This is a genomic window from Pedobacter frigidisoli, assembly GCF_004331675.1.
In the GTDB taxonomy this organism is placed as follows: Bacteria; Bacteroidota; Bacteroidia; order Sphingobacteriales; family Sphingobacteriaceae; genus Pedobacter; species Pedobacter frigidisoli.
Genome location: NZ_SJSN01000003.1, coordinates 171387 through 187698 on the forward strand (window position 1 = coordinate 171387; position 16312 = coordinate 187698).

Genomic DNA, 16312 nt, shown 5'->3' on the forward strand with positions numbered 1-16312 from the left:
GGGGCGGATGTTCTTAATATGAAAATTTGTCCTGATTTTGAACCGTGTGCTTCGTATCAATGTTGTTCGAAAAAGCCCCCACTACGCCAAGCAGCAGAACGTAAATTACACAACAACTAAAAATTTATCATTATTCCGGAATTTTGATAATGTGAACCACCTTTTCTTAATAATGATGTATACTGATTGATTAGAAACAATAAATTTGATCTAGCCTTAAAAATTAAAACCATCACTTCAAACGAAAAAATAAAGTAATCAATTACAAAACACCAATCAATCTTTTCATGTCGGAAGCAACTTTTTTGTCCAAAACCTTGGCATAATGCTGTGTTGACTTAAGACTGGAATGACCAAGCATTTTTGAAACTGTTTCAATCGGAACCCCATTTGACAAGGTGACTGTAGTTGCAAATGTGTGGCGTGCACAATGATGGGAGAGTTCTTTCGTAATGCCACAGAGGACTGATATTTCTTTCAAATAGGCATTTACTTTCTGATTACTAATCATTGGTAGCAGTTTGCCGGTAACTAATACTTTTGGATGGTCCTTGTATTTATCAATGATTTTTTCCGCTTGAGGCAAAAGCGGAATATTTGCCATCACACCCGTTTTCGTTCTATCCATCACAATCCATGTGGTTGCATTACCATCTTCTACGATCGCATTATTTGTCAGCTTTGCGACGTCAACATATGCAAGTCCAGTATAACAGCTAAAAAGAAACATATCTCGGACTTCTGCCAATCGCTGGATTTTGAATTCCTTGTTTGTTAAACTTTTCATCTCCGCCTCACTCAGAAAGGTTCTCGATGTTTTATTTATAGAAACTTTAAATGCCATAAAGGGATCGGAGGCAAGCCATTTATTAGCGACACAGAAATGGATTATTTTTTTTACCTTTTTCACATAGCCCATCGCTGTATTGTGTCCAACCCCCTTTTGCGTTTTTAAATACATTTCAAGCGATGTAAGGAACGCAAAATCCATTAAGCGAATATTGATGTCACTAGTCTTGTATTGAAATTGCACAAACAGCTTTAATGATTTCAGACAAGTCGAATATTTAGTAAGCGTTGCCAGAGAATAATCCTTACCGACAAGCTTTCTCATATTTTCGTTATGTTCCTCAAAAACTTCAAGAAACATTTTCGCAGATCTATCTTTACCGGTAAGATTTCTTTTTATTATTTCTGGGTCAATAGGGTTGCCGTCCATAAGTAAAGATCTTTGAATCTCATAGACCTTAGTTTGAAACGCCAAAAGAAACGAATTAAATTCTTTTACCGAATCCTTTGTACCAACCATACAACCTTTCTTTGTATTCCATTTTTCAGGATCACATTTCCTTTGAATGGCTAATTCGGCCCTCTTTCCATCAACAGTAATCCTTAAATAAACTGGAAGATCACCTCCAACATACCCCCCTCTTCTTTTAAGGAAGAATAACAAACTAAATTTTGCACTCATTTTAAAATAATTTAAAAGTTATAAAATTAAGATTGTTGTTGTTTACAATCAAGATGTTCGGCAGTCGAACAGCTTGATTAACAGATCTTTCTATAGTTTTTGGTGCGCCAAATTTTCAAGCACATAAGTGCGCTCGATTTGTCCACCTATATTTTAAGAAAGTCTGAATTTTTTGGGATGCTGTAAAAGCAAAAAAGCCTCTAGAAATACATTCTAGAGGCTTTTGATACATTTTGTAATGTCACTTGGCGGAATGGACGGGACTCGAACCCGCGACCTCCTGCGTGACAGGCAGGCATTCTAACCAGCTGAACTACCACTCCGTTTTGTTTACTTTTTAAAAGCTTAAACCTCTTTCCCCTTTCGAGGATGCAAATATAGGCACATAATCCTTATTCGCAAACTTTTTTTTAAAATAATCATAACTCGTTAACCTACAGCACCTTCTTGCATCTTCTCAGCATTTTCAGCAAACTGAAGCGCACTAATGATCTCCTGAATGTCGCCATCCATGATTGCAGGCAGGTTATACATCGTTAATCCAATGCGGTGTTCGGTCACTCTACCTTGTGGATAATTGTAGGTTCTAATCTTTGCCGAACGATCTCCTGTAGAAACCATTGTTTTACGTTTAGCGGCAATATCACCGTTTTTCTTCTGCAATTCTATGTCGTACAATTTACTACGCAACATCTCCATCGCAATTACACGGTTACCCAACTGCGAACGCTCTTGTTGGCAAACCACCACCAAACCCGATGGCTTGTGCGTTAACTGAACCTTAGTTTCTACCTTATTTACGTTCTGTCCACCAGCACCACCAGATCTCGAAGTTTGCAATTCAATATCTGCAGGGTTAATGTATAAATCAATTTCTTCGGCCTCTGGCAAAACCGCTACCGATGCAGCCGATGTATGCACACGACCTTGAGTTTCGGTATCAGGAACCCGTTGAACGCGGTGTACACCACTTTCATACTTTAATTGTCCGTAAACATCATCGCCATTAACTTTTAAGATAACCTCTTTGTAGCCCCCGGCCGTACCTTCGGTTACGTCAACGGTTTCTACTTTCCAGCCCTTAGTTTCAAAATAACGTGTGTACATGCGGTATAAATCTCCAGCAAAAAGCGCTGCCTCATCTCCACCAGTACCACCACGAATCTCAAATACGGCATTTTTAGCATCTTCCGGATCTTTTGGAATCAACATCAAGCGAATATTAGCTTCCATTTCTTCCTGCTGTTTCAAGAGCATATCCAACTCCTCCTTTGCCATCTCACGCATTTCCGCATCTTTTTCAGTCGATAAGATATCCTTATTTGCGTCAATGTTGCTCATCACATTTTTGTAGATTTTATACTCATCCACAATTTTGCCCAAGTCTTTATATTCTTTATTTAAAGCCGCAAAACGTTTCATATCCTGAATCACATCAGGGTTACTTAACGATTCCTCTACATCTTCCCAACGCAGCTTTATTGCCTCTAATTTATCTAACATAATATTATTCGAATTGAAATTCCTAAATATTGGGGTTAGTCAAAAATTTAGGAAATGCAAAAATAAGGAAAAAAGCTGAATTAGTTTGAAGTGGAAAACCTACAGTTTTTAGAAAGGAAAATCTACTATTTTATTTGAAGATTTTTGAAATGAACAGTTCTGTGAATATGGCAGTCAGCAGTCCCGCTAATGTTCCAAGTCCCGAATAAGAATCGGGAGCTTTCCTCGAATATCGGATTTATAAACCGAGTTAGCCACTTTTTTGAAACAGCCAATGCCCATAAAAATCGACAATTTAAAAGATCTCTCCACTACAGTCGAGATGACGGCCAAGATTGTATTGGCATTATGCAACCCTAAATAGTGGTAAAAACCGAAGTAGTTAAACGGGATTGAAATGGCAGCTCCCGATTTTTTTCTAATCGGGACTACAATGTAAAGCCCGACGAACATTAACAATTCTACAGGTTTTGCTTTCCAAAAAATTATGCAAATTAAAAGATCTCTCCACTACGGTCGAGATGACGATGCTATCAAGGAATGATTGTAATATTCCAACTTCAAATCAACGCCGTCAAAAACACCATAAGAATTGTACTCCAGCCATTCGCCAATGTTTACATAACGACTTCCGTTGCCCAAATCGATATCTAAAGGCAAATGTCTGTGCCCGAAAATGAAATAATCGAAGTGCTGTTTTTGTAATTGTTCTTTCGCATAAATGGCGAGCCATTCCTTATCTTCGCCCATAAAAACCTCTTTCTCCGTTTGTGCAGCCCTACTTCCCTGGCTCCATCCATTAGCGATTCCAATACCTAAATTTGGATGTAAACGGGCAAAAAGCCACTGACAAAGCTTGCTTCTAAAGATCTTCCTTAAAAACTTGTACTTATTGTCTCCCGGCCCTAAACCATCACCATGATGCAAGTAAAATTTCTTGCCACCTCGCTCTATGATCAGTTCATCGCTAATAATTTCCATCCCAATTTCTTGGGTAAAATAATCACGAACCCACATATCGTGATTGCCCTTGAAGAAATAAATTTTTATTCCAGCATCCGCCATTGCGGCCAACTTGCCTTGCAAACGAATAAATCCTTTTGGAATAACTTTCGAATACTCGAACCAGAAATCGAAGATATCGCCCATTAAAAATAGCTCGCTGCAGTTTGGCTCAATAAAATTCAGCCAGCTCACAATTCGTTCTTCACGGGCACGGCTTTCGGCATAATTTGGAGTGCCTAAGTGAAAATCGGAAGCGAAATAAATATTCTTGGTCATGTGCAGTTTCAAAGGTAAAGGAAAAAGTTGGGAGTTGGGAATCGTGAGTTGGGAGTCCAAATGCAAAAAACCATTTAGGAAAAAGAAATCGGTGTAATCCAAGTATCGGTATAATCATCCCGCAGGAAAAATCTGTGTAATCCCCTAATCTGTGTAATCAACCCGAAGGAAAAATCGGTGCAATCATCCCGCAGGAAAAAACATATATTAGTAAATAAATCCATTTCAAGATGAAAAAGCAACTTGTATTAGGCTTATTTGCATTAAGTCTTTTCGCCTGTAACCAGGGCAAAAAACCGGCAGAAAAAATTACTTTAATGAAATATCCAGAAACGAAAAAAGACAGTACAACCGATAATTATTTTGGAACAACGATTGCCGATCCTTATCGCTGGCTAGAAAATGACACTTCTGCTGAAACCGCGGCATGGGTTAACGCTGAAAATAAGGTCACTCAAAATTATTTATCGCAAATTCCATATCGCGACGATATTAAAAAGCGACTCACCGAAATATGGAATTACCCCAAAGAGGGAGCGCCTTTCAAAGTTGGTGAATATTACTTCTTCACTAAAAATGATGGTTTACAAAATCAAAGTATTTGGTATATTAAAAAAGGTATCGATGGTTCGGAAGAAGTTTTTCTTGATCCAAACAAGCTTACAGACGATGGCACCGCCGCGGTATCGTTACTTGGTTTTTCTCACGACAGGAAATACGTGGCCTATTCTGTTGCGCAGGCAGGTTCTGATTGGAGCAATATTTATGTGATGGAAATTGCCTCGAAAAAGAAATTAACTGATGAGTTAAAATGGACCAAATTTTCGGGCGCTGCCTGGAAAGGGGATGGTTTTTATTACAGCAAATTTGATGAGCCTAAAAAAGGAACAGATCTTTCGGCGGCCAATAAATTTCAAAAGGTTTACTACCACAAACTAGGTGACCCGCAAAAAGACGATCAACTGATTTTTGAGGACAAGACCAATCCGAACCTATATTTTGGAGCAGGCGTTACAGAAGATGACCGTTTCTTAATTGTATATTCCAGTGCTGGTACATCGGGAAATGCGCTTTACTATCAAGATTTAAATGAACCTAATAGCGAAATTGCATTGTTGGTTAAGGGTTACGAAAACAACCACAGTGTTATCGATAACGTTGGCGATAAGCTTTTGCTAAATACTGATTTAGGCGCCGAAAATAAGCAAGTTGTTTTGGTCGACCCTAAAAATGCAGATCCTAAAAATTGGCAGAAGATTATTCCAGAATCGAAGTTGGCCCTTGAAGGAGTTGGAACCGGTGGAGGCTTTTTGTGGGCTTCCTACTTAAAAGATGCAAGCACCAATGTGATTCAGTTTGATTTAAGTGGTAAGAAAATCGGCGAAGTTAAATTCCCTGCAATTGGAACTGTTGATGGTTTTGGAGGTTTTAAGGAAGATAAGGAATTCTTTTACACGTTCTCTAACTTTACTACACCAGGCACCATTTACCGCTACGATATTTCCAAGGCAGAATCTATCCTTTATAAAAAATCTGGACTTAAATTCAACACCGATAATTACGAGACCAAGCAGGTTTTTTATCCCTCGAAGGATGGAACAAAAGTACCCATGTTTATTGTACACAAAAAAGGCATTAAACTCAATGGCAATAATCCGGTATATCTTTATGCTTATGGCGGCTTCCAAGTGAGTTTAACGCCGGGGTTTAGTTTATCGAGAATGTTATTTTTAGAACGTGGAGGCATTTACGTTCAACCCAGTTTGCGTGGCGGAAGTGAATATGGCGAGGCTTGGCACAAAGCAGGAATGCTCGAGAAAAAGCAAAATGTTTTCGATGATCTTATCGCAGCAGCCGAATATTTGGTTAAGGAAAAATATACCAATCCAGCTAAAATGGCGATCTCTGGTGGCTCAAACGGTGGTCTGTTGGTTGGCGGCTGCATGACGCAGCGGCCAGATCTCTTCAAGGTTGCCTTACCAGCAGTTGGCGTTTTGGATATGCTTCGTTACCATAAATTTACCGTTGGCTGGGGCTGGGCAGTTGAATATGGCAGTAGCGATAAAAAGGAAGACTTCGATTATTTGATTAAATATTCGCCGCTTCATAACATAAAGGCTGGCGTAAATTATCCTGCAACGTTAATTACTACTGCAGATCATGATGATCGTGTGGTTCCAGCGCACTCCTTTAAGTTTGCAGCTACCTTGCAAGAAAAATATAAGGGCGAAAATCCTATTTTAATTAGAATTGAAACCAAAGCTGGTCATGGCGCTGGCAAGCCTACTACAAAAATGATAGAAGAAGCTGCAGATGTTTGGAGTTTTGTGTTTCAAAATTTGGGGATGAGTTGGTAGGTCGTATCACTTTATTGGTGCTCGTCATTGCGAGCCACGAAGCAATCTCATTCACTAATTATAAGAGATTGCTTCGTGCCTCTCAATGACTAATTTTTTTCCACTACTAAATCCATAGACCAATTATAATTTGCTTTAAATACCCAAAAAGCATTAACTTTTGTTTTTAATCGATTCAAAGCATACAAAATACTGATTAGAACTGCTTTACAGAATTATCTAGAATATATCTAAATAGAGAAATTGATAAAAGTTTATTTTGTAACTTTGCATCAAATTTTTTTGAATGATCTCTACTGATATAGCCGTAATAGGCGCTGGTCCGGTTGGTTTATTTGCCATTTTTGAAGCCGGTTTATTAAAAATGCGTTGCCATTTAATTGATTACCTTCCTCAGGTAGGCGGTCAGCTTTCTGAAATTTATCCAAAGAAACCGATCTACGATATTCCAGGTTATCCATCTGTATTAGCGCAAGAGTTGGTTGATAACTTAATGGAACAGGCTAAACCTTTCCATCCAAGTTTTACTTTGGGAGAGCGAATTGAGGGTTTAGAAAAACGTGGCGAAGCCGATTTCGTTTTAACTACGAATATGGGAACCATTATCGAAGCTAAGGTGGTGGTAATTGCTGGTGGCTTAGGTTGTTTCGAACCACGCAAACCTGCTGTAGAAAATCTAGAGAATTTTGAGAATGGTAAAGGTGTTAACTACATGATTCTTGATCCGGAGAAATACCGTGGTCAGCGTATGGTTATTGCTGGCGGTGGTGATTCTGCTTTAGATTGGACAATCTACTTAGCTGAAGTTTGCTCTGAGTTAACTTTGGTTCACAGAAGCGAAAGTTTCCGTGGCGCACCAGATTCGGTTGCGAAAGTAATGGCATTAGCTGAAAGCGGAAAAATCAACCTGATTTTAAATAGCAATTTGCAAGCCGTTCAAGGATCAGATAAACTAGAACAAGTTGAAATCATCCAGAACCGTACCATGGAAAAAACTGTTGTGGAGGCTGATCATTTAATTCCCTTGTTTGGTTTAAGTCCGAAATTAGGTCCGATTGAAGATTGGAACCTAAATATAAATAAAAGTGCTATTGAGGTTAATACCGATGATTATTCTACCAACATTCCGGGTATTTATGCCATTGGCGATATAAACACTTACACAAATAAATTAAAGTTAATTCTTTGTGGTTTCCACGAGGCTGCTTTAATGAGTCACAGCGCTTATTCTTACATGAATCCAGGTGTTAAATATACTATGAAATACACCACTGTAAACGGAGTTTCAGAATTTTAAGCTTTGCGCTAATATTGTTTCAATAAAAAACTATTTTAGTTAAGTTTGCGCTTATAAGCGAGCAAAATGGAAAACAACATTACAATATACATGCAAGAACCGGATGGTTCTGTTACCTCTCACGAAGCACCAACCGATATGGGCTTAAGTTTGATGGAATTTTTAAAGGCATCTGAATATGATATTTTGGCCACTTGCGGCGGAATGGCATTGTGTGCTACCTGTTGTGTAGATGTTTTAGAGGGTGATGAAAAGCTGAACGAAATGACAGATGACGAATACGCCATGTTGGATACCTTGCCAGATTTGTTACCAAACTCTCGTTTAGCGTGCCAGTTGCAGTTAAACAATAATATGGATGGCTTGAAAGTGAAACTCCACGGTGTGAGTTAATCTTTAAATAAAGATATAAGTTGAAAAGGCGATACGTGAGTGTCGCCTTTTTTGTTTTGATAATCCGCCCAACCCCGAGGCGTCCATGGTCTATGTCCTCACAGACCATTATTGCTAATTTCGATCTGTGAGGACAAACCGAGGAAAAAGTAACAATATTTTTCATAATTTAGTAAGACTAATCAAAATGGAATGAGCAAGCACTTAAAAGTAATAGTTCTTTTTTCTTTGCTTATCCTAACACAATTTGTCGGGTGTAAAAAAATTACAGAACTTAAAAACAAGGGCATTCCAACGGTAATTAAGGGAAACGTTAGCGACAATTTTAAAGGTATGCCGATTGAGGGCTTTAAGGTTACCCTAGGCAAAAGCCTACCGTGTTTTAAGAACTTTATGAGCGCAGATTGTGGTGGTGAAGTGGCTAGCGTAACTACTGATAAGAATGGGAACTACGTCATTAACTTTGATCATCAGCTAAACGAAAATGAATCATACTATTTGTACTTTTTTCAATACCCTTATACCTCCCAATCAAAAGATCCAGTAAAATTCACTGCTGGTCAACAAAACATAACGGATATTGATGCTTGGATTCCGGTGAAATTAAGACTTAATCTCGACATAAAAAATAATAAGGTTTACCCACTCATAGTTGGAATCAATTACCAAAACAATTATAACTATGGTACCGATTTTATCTATGAAAAAGATATTAAGAAAACTTTAGAAGTGAGGGCACGTCCAAATTCAGAAGTCTCTATTGATTTTTGGTACAATGAAAATTACAATTTCGGAAACCCAATTAGGCATTTAAAAAGTGTTAAACATACAACGGATTTAAAAGAAATAACAGAATTGAATTTTGAGGTAGATTGTTCGAAGTTTTAACCTATTGTGCTTAAACCCGATAAAAGCGTAAAGCCCACAGCGAAGAGGAGCCCGTGTTTAGGGAGATCGAGTACTTGTAGTGATTAGCGGGGCTGAAATTGCCATTGAAACAGAACCATACACTTCCAAATAATTTCAAGCTACCATAACATCAAAAACATGCTACCTAATATTCACTCTTTGCCTTTCCACATTCCAGCCATAAACCTCTAAAGCCACATCACTCGGCGAGCCTGTATATTCTACCATAATGGTTTTGCTTTCTCCAGGCAGAATGCTCACGTAATTATCATCGTAAAAAGCTGGAAGAATTCGCTTTCCTGAAACTGCATCCATTAGGGCAATTCTGTTAAAAAAAGCAACTGGATTTCCGTTGGCATTACTTAGCGATACTTCTATCTTACCTTTTGATTTTTCAATTGCGGTAACTTTCAAGCTTGCAGATTTAATATCTTGCAATCCTTTGTAATTGCCCTCATTATCAGCCAGCCAATAAATATTTTCGCTCAACGTTTCTTGCTTTTCATTCAAGAGTTTTAAAGAAACAAATACCCCATCTTTTTTATCCAATTTTTTCAGAAAATCGTTCATAGGGAAGAACCGACGAACCGACGATGCACCAATGGAATTAAATACCTGCGAATAGAAATAATCTTTCCCATCCATGTCATAAATTTTCGCTTGCACCATTAAATTATTTCGATCGGTTAGCCCGTTATTGACCACCGTAACCATGCTGTCCAAAGGGTTCATCATAATGTGTAAAGGCTCACTTCCTTTGCGCAAGCCATATAAACAGGCGTTTGGATCGAGGTAATAATCATACATCTGTCCACGTAAGGCTGTCCATGGGTTTTGGGTTTTCCAAATAATCGTGCCCGTGTACCAATCCCACATTTTGTTAGAGAAACCCTCCATTAACGCTCGATATTGATCGTAATTAACCAACTGCGCTTTCATGGCGAAATCCTTGGCATCTTTCGCTTTTCCGTAAGGGTTGATGTATTGATCATAGCCAATATATTTATGGTAATCCCAAACCGAATCAGGCTTGCTTTTAAATTGTGGCGCAATCAAATTTTCCTGTGGGATAAATCTTTCTAGCGATTCATAATCGCCAACACCAACCGAACCAACCTCAGAGTTATATGGGAAAGTTTTTACTGCCCAAAAGCTTTTTGGATCTTGGATACCGTACGGTCCATCGCCATTGCCACCGATTGTGTTGTAAGACATCTCATCGCTATTGGAAAAATCGAAAAGTTTTCTTGTACCATCCAACCGAGGAAGAATCTCATTTTTTAATGGGCCCAAAATATCTTCTGGAGGAGTAATTTCGTTACCTCCACACCAAAAAGCAAGCGAGGCATGGTTACGAATCATCTTTACTTGATCTTCAACCGCCGTTAAAACCAAAGGATGATTATCTGGATAATTTCTTCTGGTCCATTGATCTTCCTTTTTTAATGGATCTACCCAGCGACCGTTACAATCGCCACTAAACCAAAAATCCTGAAAAACCAGCAAACCATATTTATCGCAAGCATTGTAAAACTCTGGTCGCTCTAAAATGGCGCCTCCCCAAATCCGAATCAAATTCAGGTTCATATCTTTATGGTATCGTACTTCTGCATCGTAACGGGCATCGCTGAAACGTAACATCGCATCAGAAATAATCCAGTTTCCGCCTTTAATAAATATTTTTTGACCGTTTACATAAGCACCCATGCTTTGGGTACGTTCGTTCCAAATATTATCAATCTGGCGAATGCCAATTGTCAAATTTTCCCGGTCCAAAACCTGATTTGCGCAAATGAACTTAATATTCAAAGGGTATAAATCTTGTTTACCATAACCACTTGGCCACCAAAGTTTCGGATTTTCCAATGTTAAATCGGGTAGTTTTATTTCTGAATTTGCAGCTGAAATAGTCACATTTTTCTTAACCACTTTGCCTGCGATTTCATATTGTAAAACACCAGAAATGGGTCTGCCGGTTGGGTTTTCCACTTCGACCGACACCTTGATGGTTGCAGGCTGTTGTTTCGCATCGGGCAAACGTTTACCCGGAACTAAAGTAACCACATGGGGATTTTGAATATTGATGCCTTTGGTTTTTTCGATCGTTACCTTATCCCAAATACCTGTGTTGCGGTCGCGGGTGGGTTGAATCCAATCCCAACCTGCGGTGTATTGTGTAGTTAAATCTTTAGCAATTTTGCCATCTCCGCCTTGCCCACCATTAGGGTTTCCAGGAAAACCTGGCGGAAAAACAATTACAGCCAATCGGTTTTTTCCTGTTGCCAAAAGCAATTTAGTGATGTTATATTTGGCCCTCAAATGCATGCCCACATGGGTTTGAGCATTTACCTTTTTGCCGTTTAAGAAAATTTCTGCCTTATAATTAATTCCGCGAAATTGTAACCAAACCTGCTCATTTCCGCTTACTTTTTCATCAAAATCTTTTACAAACCAATAGGTATAGTGGTCGTTTCCAGTTTTATAAATGTCCGGGATTTTCTCATTATTCATCCCATAAAATGGATCGGGAACTTTTTTATTGTTAAGCAAGGTGGTTAAAACCGTTCCTGGTACTGTTGCCGGAAGCCAGTTATTTAAAGCGAAACCCCTGTTGGATATTTGATTTCCATTCGCATTGGTTTCTATAATATTGGTGCAAAGCCAACCTGTGTTTAACTCGTAGCGTTGTTGTGCCTGCGTACTTAAACCAACCATTAATAAAAGATATAAGAACAATTTTCTCATTCGAAGCATTTTTAAGATTGAATATTTTAAACTGTGGGTTTTTGTTTCCGAAGAATTACCACCCTTGAGCAATAAACCTGATAGAACGGAAATTCTTTTTCATTTGTTTTCAAGAGTTGACAACTTTATGGCAACCGAGAAAGAAAGTTGTCAACTCTACAAATTAAGAAGATTTTAGGGATAGCAGGGCTGAATGCAGCCAAAATCTACCACCGATCATTTTCAAAAAACTAATTCCCTGAAACCGGTCTGTCCGCTGGATTGACGCCCCAAGTTTTAGATGGTGTATTGCCCATATAAATTTGCATAGCACCGCCATTGGCAATGGTTTGATGTAAAATAAATGATTTGCTGTAAGGTTTCCCGTTGATGATAATTTTCTGAATATATTTATTGGCTGCGCTATTGTTAACAACCTTAATAGCAAACTTTTTGTTGCCCGCCAAATTAATGGTTGCAGCATTAACCAAGGGCGTTCCGAAAACATAAGCGCCGTTTGCTGGATTAACAGGATAGAAACCCATCGCCGTGAAAACATACCAGGCACTCATTTGGCCAACATCTTCATTTCCACACAAACCATCGGGTTTTGATGTATAAAAGTCATGGTCAATTTTTCTGATCAAATCGGCTGTTTTCCAAGGCTGACCGGCATAGGCATATAAATAAGGAATGTGGTGGCCAGGCTCATTGCCCTGAGCATAATTGCCGATCAAGCCAGAAATATCAGGCGAACTATTCTCGCCCAAATCCGCAGGAACGATAAACAGCGAATCGAGCTTGTTAACGAAAGGTTTATCGCCACCGAACAGACTAATTAAACCCTCCACATCTTGCGGAACCAACCAAGTATATTGCCAAGCATTTCCTTCGGTATAATCATCTTCGCGGTGTTTTGATGCGACAGGATTAAAAGGCGAACGCCATTTCCCATCAGCCAATTTACCTCTCATAAACTGTACATCCTTATCAAAATACTGTTTATAAAGTTGTGCTCTTTTAAGAAAATATTGATATTCTTCGGTTTTGTTCAATGCTTTTGCAAACATGGCGATGCAATAATCATCAATGGCATATTCCAAGGCTTTTGCGACCGATTCATTTACCTGATCGGCAGGGATATACTTTAGCTGCTGAATATAATCGATGCCATCGGTTTTTTGCATGGCCGATTGTTTAACCGCAGCGAAAGCCAAGTTTACATCAAAACCACGATAGCCTTTCAAATAAGCATCTACCACAACCGATACCGCATGATAACCCACCATGGTATTGGTTTCGTTGCCCATTAAATGCCATACAGGTAGTTTGCCCTGCTCCTTGTAAATAGATAACATGGTATTCACGATATCATTTACCCGATCTTGATGCAAAATAGTATAAAGCGGATTGGCAGCTCGATAGGTATCCCATAAAGAAAAGGTGGTGTAATTGGTGTATTTAGCCTGCTTATGTACTTTCTGATCCGATCCACGATAATCTTTATTTACGTCATTAAAAACTGATGGCGCTATCATGGTGTGGTATAAAGCGGTGTAAAAAATTTTTTTAGTGGTAGCCGAAGCATCAATTTTTACTTTCGATAATTCCTTTTCCCACTGTGCATTGGCCTTTTTTACTGTAGAGGCAAAATCCCAGCCTGGCAATTCGGTTTTTAGATTGAGCATAGCATTTTCTATGCTGACAGGAGATAGCGCCACTTTGATTTGCAGTTTATCATTATTTATGGCATTGAAATCGATGCTGGCTTTGAGTTTTTTTCCTTTTACATCCGAACCATTTTTGACTTCAGTGCTATCGTAAACTTTCCAATCTCTTATGGGTTGAGAAAACTTGATGACGAAATATAACCGTTGATCATTGGCCCAGCCTTTGGAATTGCGATGGCCTACAATTGTTGTGGCATCTATTTGTTTTAGTGATGAGCCAACTGGTGCATCCCAGCCTATTCCCTCAATTAAATCGATGATGATGTGCGGTGTTTTTGCATCTTTCGGGAAGCTATATTGATGAAAACCGACCCTTTCGGTTGCCGTTAATTCTGCCTTGATATTATATTTATCAAGCTTTACGCTGTAATATCCTGCTTTTGTAGTTTCATTGGCATGAGAAAATGTAGAAAGATAATTTTTTTCCTCCTCCCCTTTTTTACCTTTTTCTAAAATGGTTGGTCCAGTTGCTGGCATGATGGAGATATCGCCCAAATCGCCAATTCCTGTACCGCTTAAATGCGTATGAGAAAAACCAGTAATGGTATTGCTTACATAATTATAACCACTGCACCAATCCCAACCTTCAAAAATGTTGTTTGGCCCTAATTGTACGGCACCAAAAGGAACATTGGCACCCACAAAAACGTGCCCGTGCTTAGCAGAACCGATAATAGGATCGACAAACTGAGTGAGATTTGTTTTTTGCTGGGCATTGATTTGAGTTGTGGCCAAAAGTGCCACAGTCAATAGGAATTGTTTTATATTGATGATTTTCATAGTGTAAATACGAATTAGGTAAATCGTTTTACAAAGTAATAAATTATATTAAACTTGTAATTTAAGAATCATTATTATTTAATTAAACCACTGTTCTTATTGTCAACCCAACCTGTCTTATGATCTCTTTTGCTTGAACTAAAATGTTATGGCAAATTCAGGAAGCAGCAATAATATGATAAACGGCAAGAAATCAAATTAATCTCTCGCCGCTTAATTCTTTTAATTCCCAGTTTCCAATACAATGACCTCATCATTAGGGTTAATATCTCCGATTATCGGGATATTAAGCACACCATTTTTGAGTGTTGCTTTTACAACGCTATTATCTTTTAAATAATAAGCTTTTTTAATTTTTTTAAAAGGAAAATTGTTTAGCACAATTTGTGGTTGTGCTTTAAATACATGGATAAAAAGCTTGTTTCCTTTTTTAGTGATACAACCCCAATCTTGCGGTTTAACGTAACCTGCCTCGGTACCATAAATACTTTCGCCATAAACCTTCATCCATTCGCCCATTTGGCCTAATCTGCTTATAAATTCCGGTTGCACTTCTCCATTTGGCATTGGCCCAATGTTTAGCAAAAGATTTGCGCCTAAACCCGCAGCTTTTGCAAGGATATGTACCAGTTCTGGCGTACTTTTATAAGAATTATCAGTTAAATTAAATCCCCAAGAACCGTTCATAGTAACGCATGCCTCAAGTGGTACTTGGGCGCTGGCCTCTTGGAAGCTTAATCCCGATTTATTTTCGCCGGGCAAATCTTGTTCAAACATTTGGAAATCTTCACCAGGTAAGGGAGAATGATGGTGGTTATTTCCAATCATACATTGAGGCTGCAGTTTATGGATTAAGCCATAAATTTCATCATATTTCCAATCGATACGCGAAGTTCTATCTGCACTACCTTCGGGTGCAGTTTGGTCCCAATGGCCATCGAACCAAATGCCGCCTATTTCGCCGTAATTGGTCAGCAATTCAGTAAGCTGATTTTTCATAAACTGTAAATAACTTGCGTAATCGCCGTGGCCTTTGCGACCCGTATTTTGCCCGGTTTTTCCGGTTTCATGTGGGTAATCTTCACGGCGCCAATCGAGTAATGAATAGTATAAATACAACTTAATGCCTTGTTTATGGCATTCATCGGCCATCATTTTTACAATATCCTTTTTGTAAGGCGAATTCATGATATTGAAGTCAGAATATTTGGTATCCCACATGCTAAAACCATCGTGGTGGCGAGTGATGAGCGTAATGTATTTCATGCCGGCTCCTTTCGCCATACTTACCCATTTGGCGGCATCAAAATCAATCGGGTTAAAAAATTTCTCGAGGCGGCTGTAGTTTTCTACGGTTACTTTTCGTTCATTCATCACCCATTCGCCGCTACCAGGAATACTAAAAGGCCCCCAGTGAATGAACATCCCAAATCGTGAATCAGCAAACCACTTACGGTTTTCGAGGTTTGATTGCGATGGAGTATAAGTTTGGGCCTCAACACTGAATGTAAGAAAGCCAAGGAAACAAAAAAGCAGAATTTTTTTCATGTTTATAGTTTTAAAGAATTAGATAGCATGATAATAAATTAACATTAAAGCTAAATAATTTATGATGCTGATTATTGATAATAAAATAAGACTTAACCATTTCCGTTAACGCTTATTATTTAGTTATCATTGTTTGTATAAACCAAACTCTGAAATAGTTGAGTTTAGCCGGGATGAAATAATGCGTAAACGAACTTCCTTAGCCTTAACAGGATTAAAGCGCAATAACCTTTTTATAGCCAACGGTTGTGCCTTCAGTTGCCTTTTTCCATACGCTACCAACTTTGTATTCTAACACAAATTTTTCTATCCTTTACCC

General features: G+C 38.6%; 10 protein-coding genes and 1 tRNA gene. 4 read left to right on the forward strand and 7 right to left on the reverse strand.

All coding sequences use genetic code 11. The features are described 5' to 3' along the window. Positions 1-262: 262 nt before the first annotated feature. The 4 genes from EZ449_RS04960 to EZ449_RS04975 form a co-directional block, all read right to left on the reverse strand. Complete coding sequence (locus tag EZ449_RS04960) at positions 263-1471, reverse strand: site-specific integrase (RefSeq protein ID WP_131556864.1); 1209 nt, start codon at positions 1469-1471, stop codon at positions 263-265. Between the two features lie 246 nt (positions 1472-1717). Further along, positions 1718-1794: transfer RNA gene (locus EZ449_RS04965), tRNA-Asp, on the reverse strand. Between the two features lie 106 nt (positions 1795-1900). After that, on the reverse strand, positions 1901-2974 hold the full coding sequence (prfA, locus tag EZ449_RS04970; RefSeq protein WP_131556865.1) for a peptide chain release factor 1: 1074 nt from the start codon (positions 2972-2974) through the stop codon (positions 1901-1903). A gap of 510 nt (positions 2975-3484) precedes the next feature. Then, a complete protein-coding gene (locus tag EZ449_RS04975) occupies positions 3485-4255 on the reverse strand; it encodes a UDP-2,3-diacylglucosamine diphosphatase (protein ID WP_131556866.1) in 771 nt (256 codons plus the stop codon). A 230-nt stretch (positions 4256-4485) separates the two neighbouring features. Here EZ449_RS04975 and EZ449_RS04980 point away from each other — a divergent pair, with 230 nt between their 5' ends. The 4 genes from EZ449_RS04980 to EZ449_RS04995 all read left to right on the forward strand — a co-directional run bounded on the left by EZ449_RS04980 (position 4486) and on the right by EZ449_RS04995 (position 9190). Beyond that, entirely contained in the window at positions 4486-6612 is a 2127-nt protein-coding gene (locus tag EZ449_RS04980) for a prolyl oligopeptidase family serine peptidase (protein WP_131556867.1), read from the forward strand. A 286-nt stretch (positions 6613-6898) separates the two neighbouring features. Further along, positions 6899-7909, forward strand: coding sequence for an NAD(P)/FAD-dependent oxidoreductase (locus tag EZ449_RS04985; protein ID WP_131556868.1), 1011 nt, complete (start codon positions 6899-6901; stop codon positions 7907-7909). A gap of 66 nt (positions 7910-7975) precedes the next feature. Beyond that, complete coding sequence (locus EZ449_RS04990) at positions 7976-8302, forward strand: 2Fe-2S iron-sulfur cluster-binding protein (RefSeq protein WP_131556869.1); 327 nt, start codon at positions 7976-7978, stop codon at positions 8300-8302. 192 nt (positions 8303-8494) lie between these two features. Continuing rightward, positions 8495-9190, forward strand: coding sequence for a carboxypeptidase-like regulatory domain-containing protein (locus EZ449_RS04995; protein ID WP_131556870.1), 696 nt, complete (start codon positions 8495-8497; stop codon positions 9188-9190). A gap of 162 nt (positions 9191-9352) precedes the next feature. Here EZ449_RS04995 and EZ449_RS05000 read toward each other — a convergent pair whose 3' ends face one another. From EZ449_RS05000 to EZ449_RS05010, 3 genes are all read right to left on the reverse strand, one after another. After that, entirely contained in the window at positions 9353-11956 is a 2604-nt protein-coding gene (locus EZ449_RS05000; protein ID WP_131556871.1) for a glycoside hydrolase family 2 protein, read from the reverse strand. A 230-nt stretch (positions 11957-12186) separates the two neighbouring features. Continuing rightward, the gene (locus EZ449_RS05005; protein ID WP_131556872.1) at positions 12187-14445 is read right to left on the reverse strand and encodes a GH92 family glycosyl hydrolase; all 2259 of its coding nucleotides are present in this window, start codon (positions 14443-14445) and stop codon (positions 12187-12189) included. Between the two features lie 222 nt (positions 14446-14667). Next, positions 14668-15993: an alpha-L-fucosidase gene (locus tag EZ449_RS05010; RefSeq protein ID WP_131556873.1), complete on the reverse strand. Its 1326-nt coding sequence runs from the start codon at positions 15991-15993 to the stop codon at positions 14668-14670. Between the last annotated feature and the right edge of the window lie 319 nt (positions 15994-16312).

Excerpts from the sequence above, each read along its gene's own strand:
- EZ449_RS04980 (WP_131556867.1), top strand. The coding sequence starts at position 4,486 with ATGAAAAAGCAACTTGTATTAGGCTTATTTGCATTAAGTCTTTTCGCC.
- EZ449_RS05005 (WP_131556872.1), bottom strand. The coding sequence starts at position 14,445 with ATGAAAATCATCAATATAAAACAATTCCTATTGACTGTGGCACTTTTG.
- EZ449_RS04995 (WP_131556870.1), top strand. The coding sequence starts at position 8,495 with ATGAGCAAGCACTTAAAAGTAATAGTTCTTTTTTCTTTGCTTATCCTA.
- prfA (WP_131556865.1), bottom strand. The coding sequence starts at position 2,974 with ATGTTAGATAAATTAGAGGCAATAAAGCTGCGTTGGGAAGATGTAGAG.
- EZ449_RS04975 (WP_131556866.1), bottom strand. The coding sequence starts at position 4,255 with ATGACCAAGAATATTTATTTCGCTTCCGATTTTCACTTAGGCACTCCA.
- EZ449_RS04990 (WP_131556869.1), top strand. The coding sequence starts at position 7,976 with ATGGAAAACAACATTACAATATACATGCAAGAACCGGATGGTTCTGTT.
- EZ449_RS04960 (WP_131556864.1), bottom strand. The coding sequence starts at position 1,471 with ATGAGTGCAAAATTTAGTTTGTTATTCTTCCTTAAAAGAAGAGGGGGG.
- EZ449_RS05010 (WP_131556873.1), bottom strand. The coding sequence starts at position 15,993 with ATGAAAAAAATTCTGCTTTTTTGTTTCCTTGGCTTTCTTACATTCAGT.
- EZ449_RS05000 (WP_131556871.1), bottom strand. The coding sequence starts at position 11,956 with ATGAGAAAATTGTTCTTATATCTTTTATTAATGGTTGGTTTAAGTACG.
- EZ449_RS04985 (WP_131556868.1), top strand. The coding sequence starts at position 6,899 with ATGATCTCTACTGATATAGCCGTAATAGGCGCTGGTCCGGTTGGTTTA.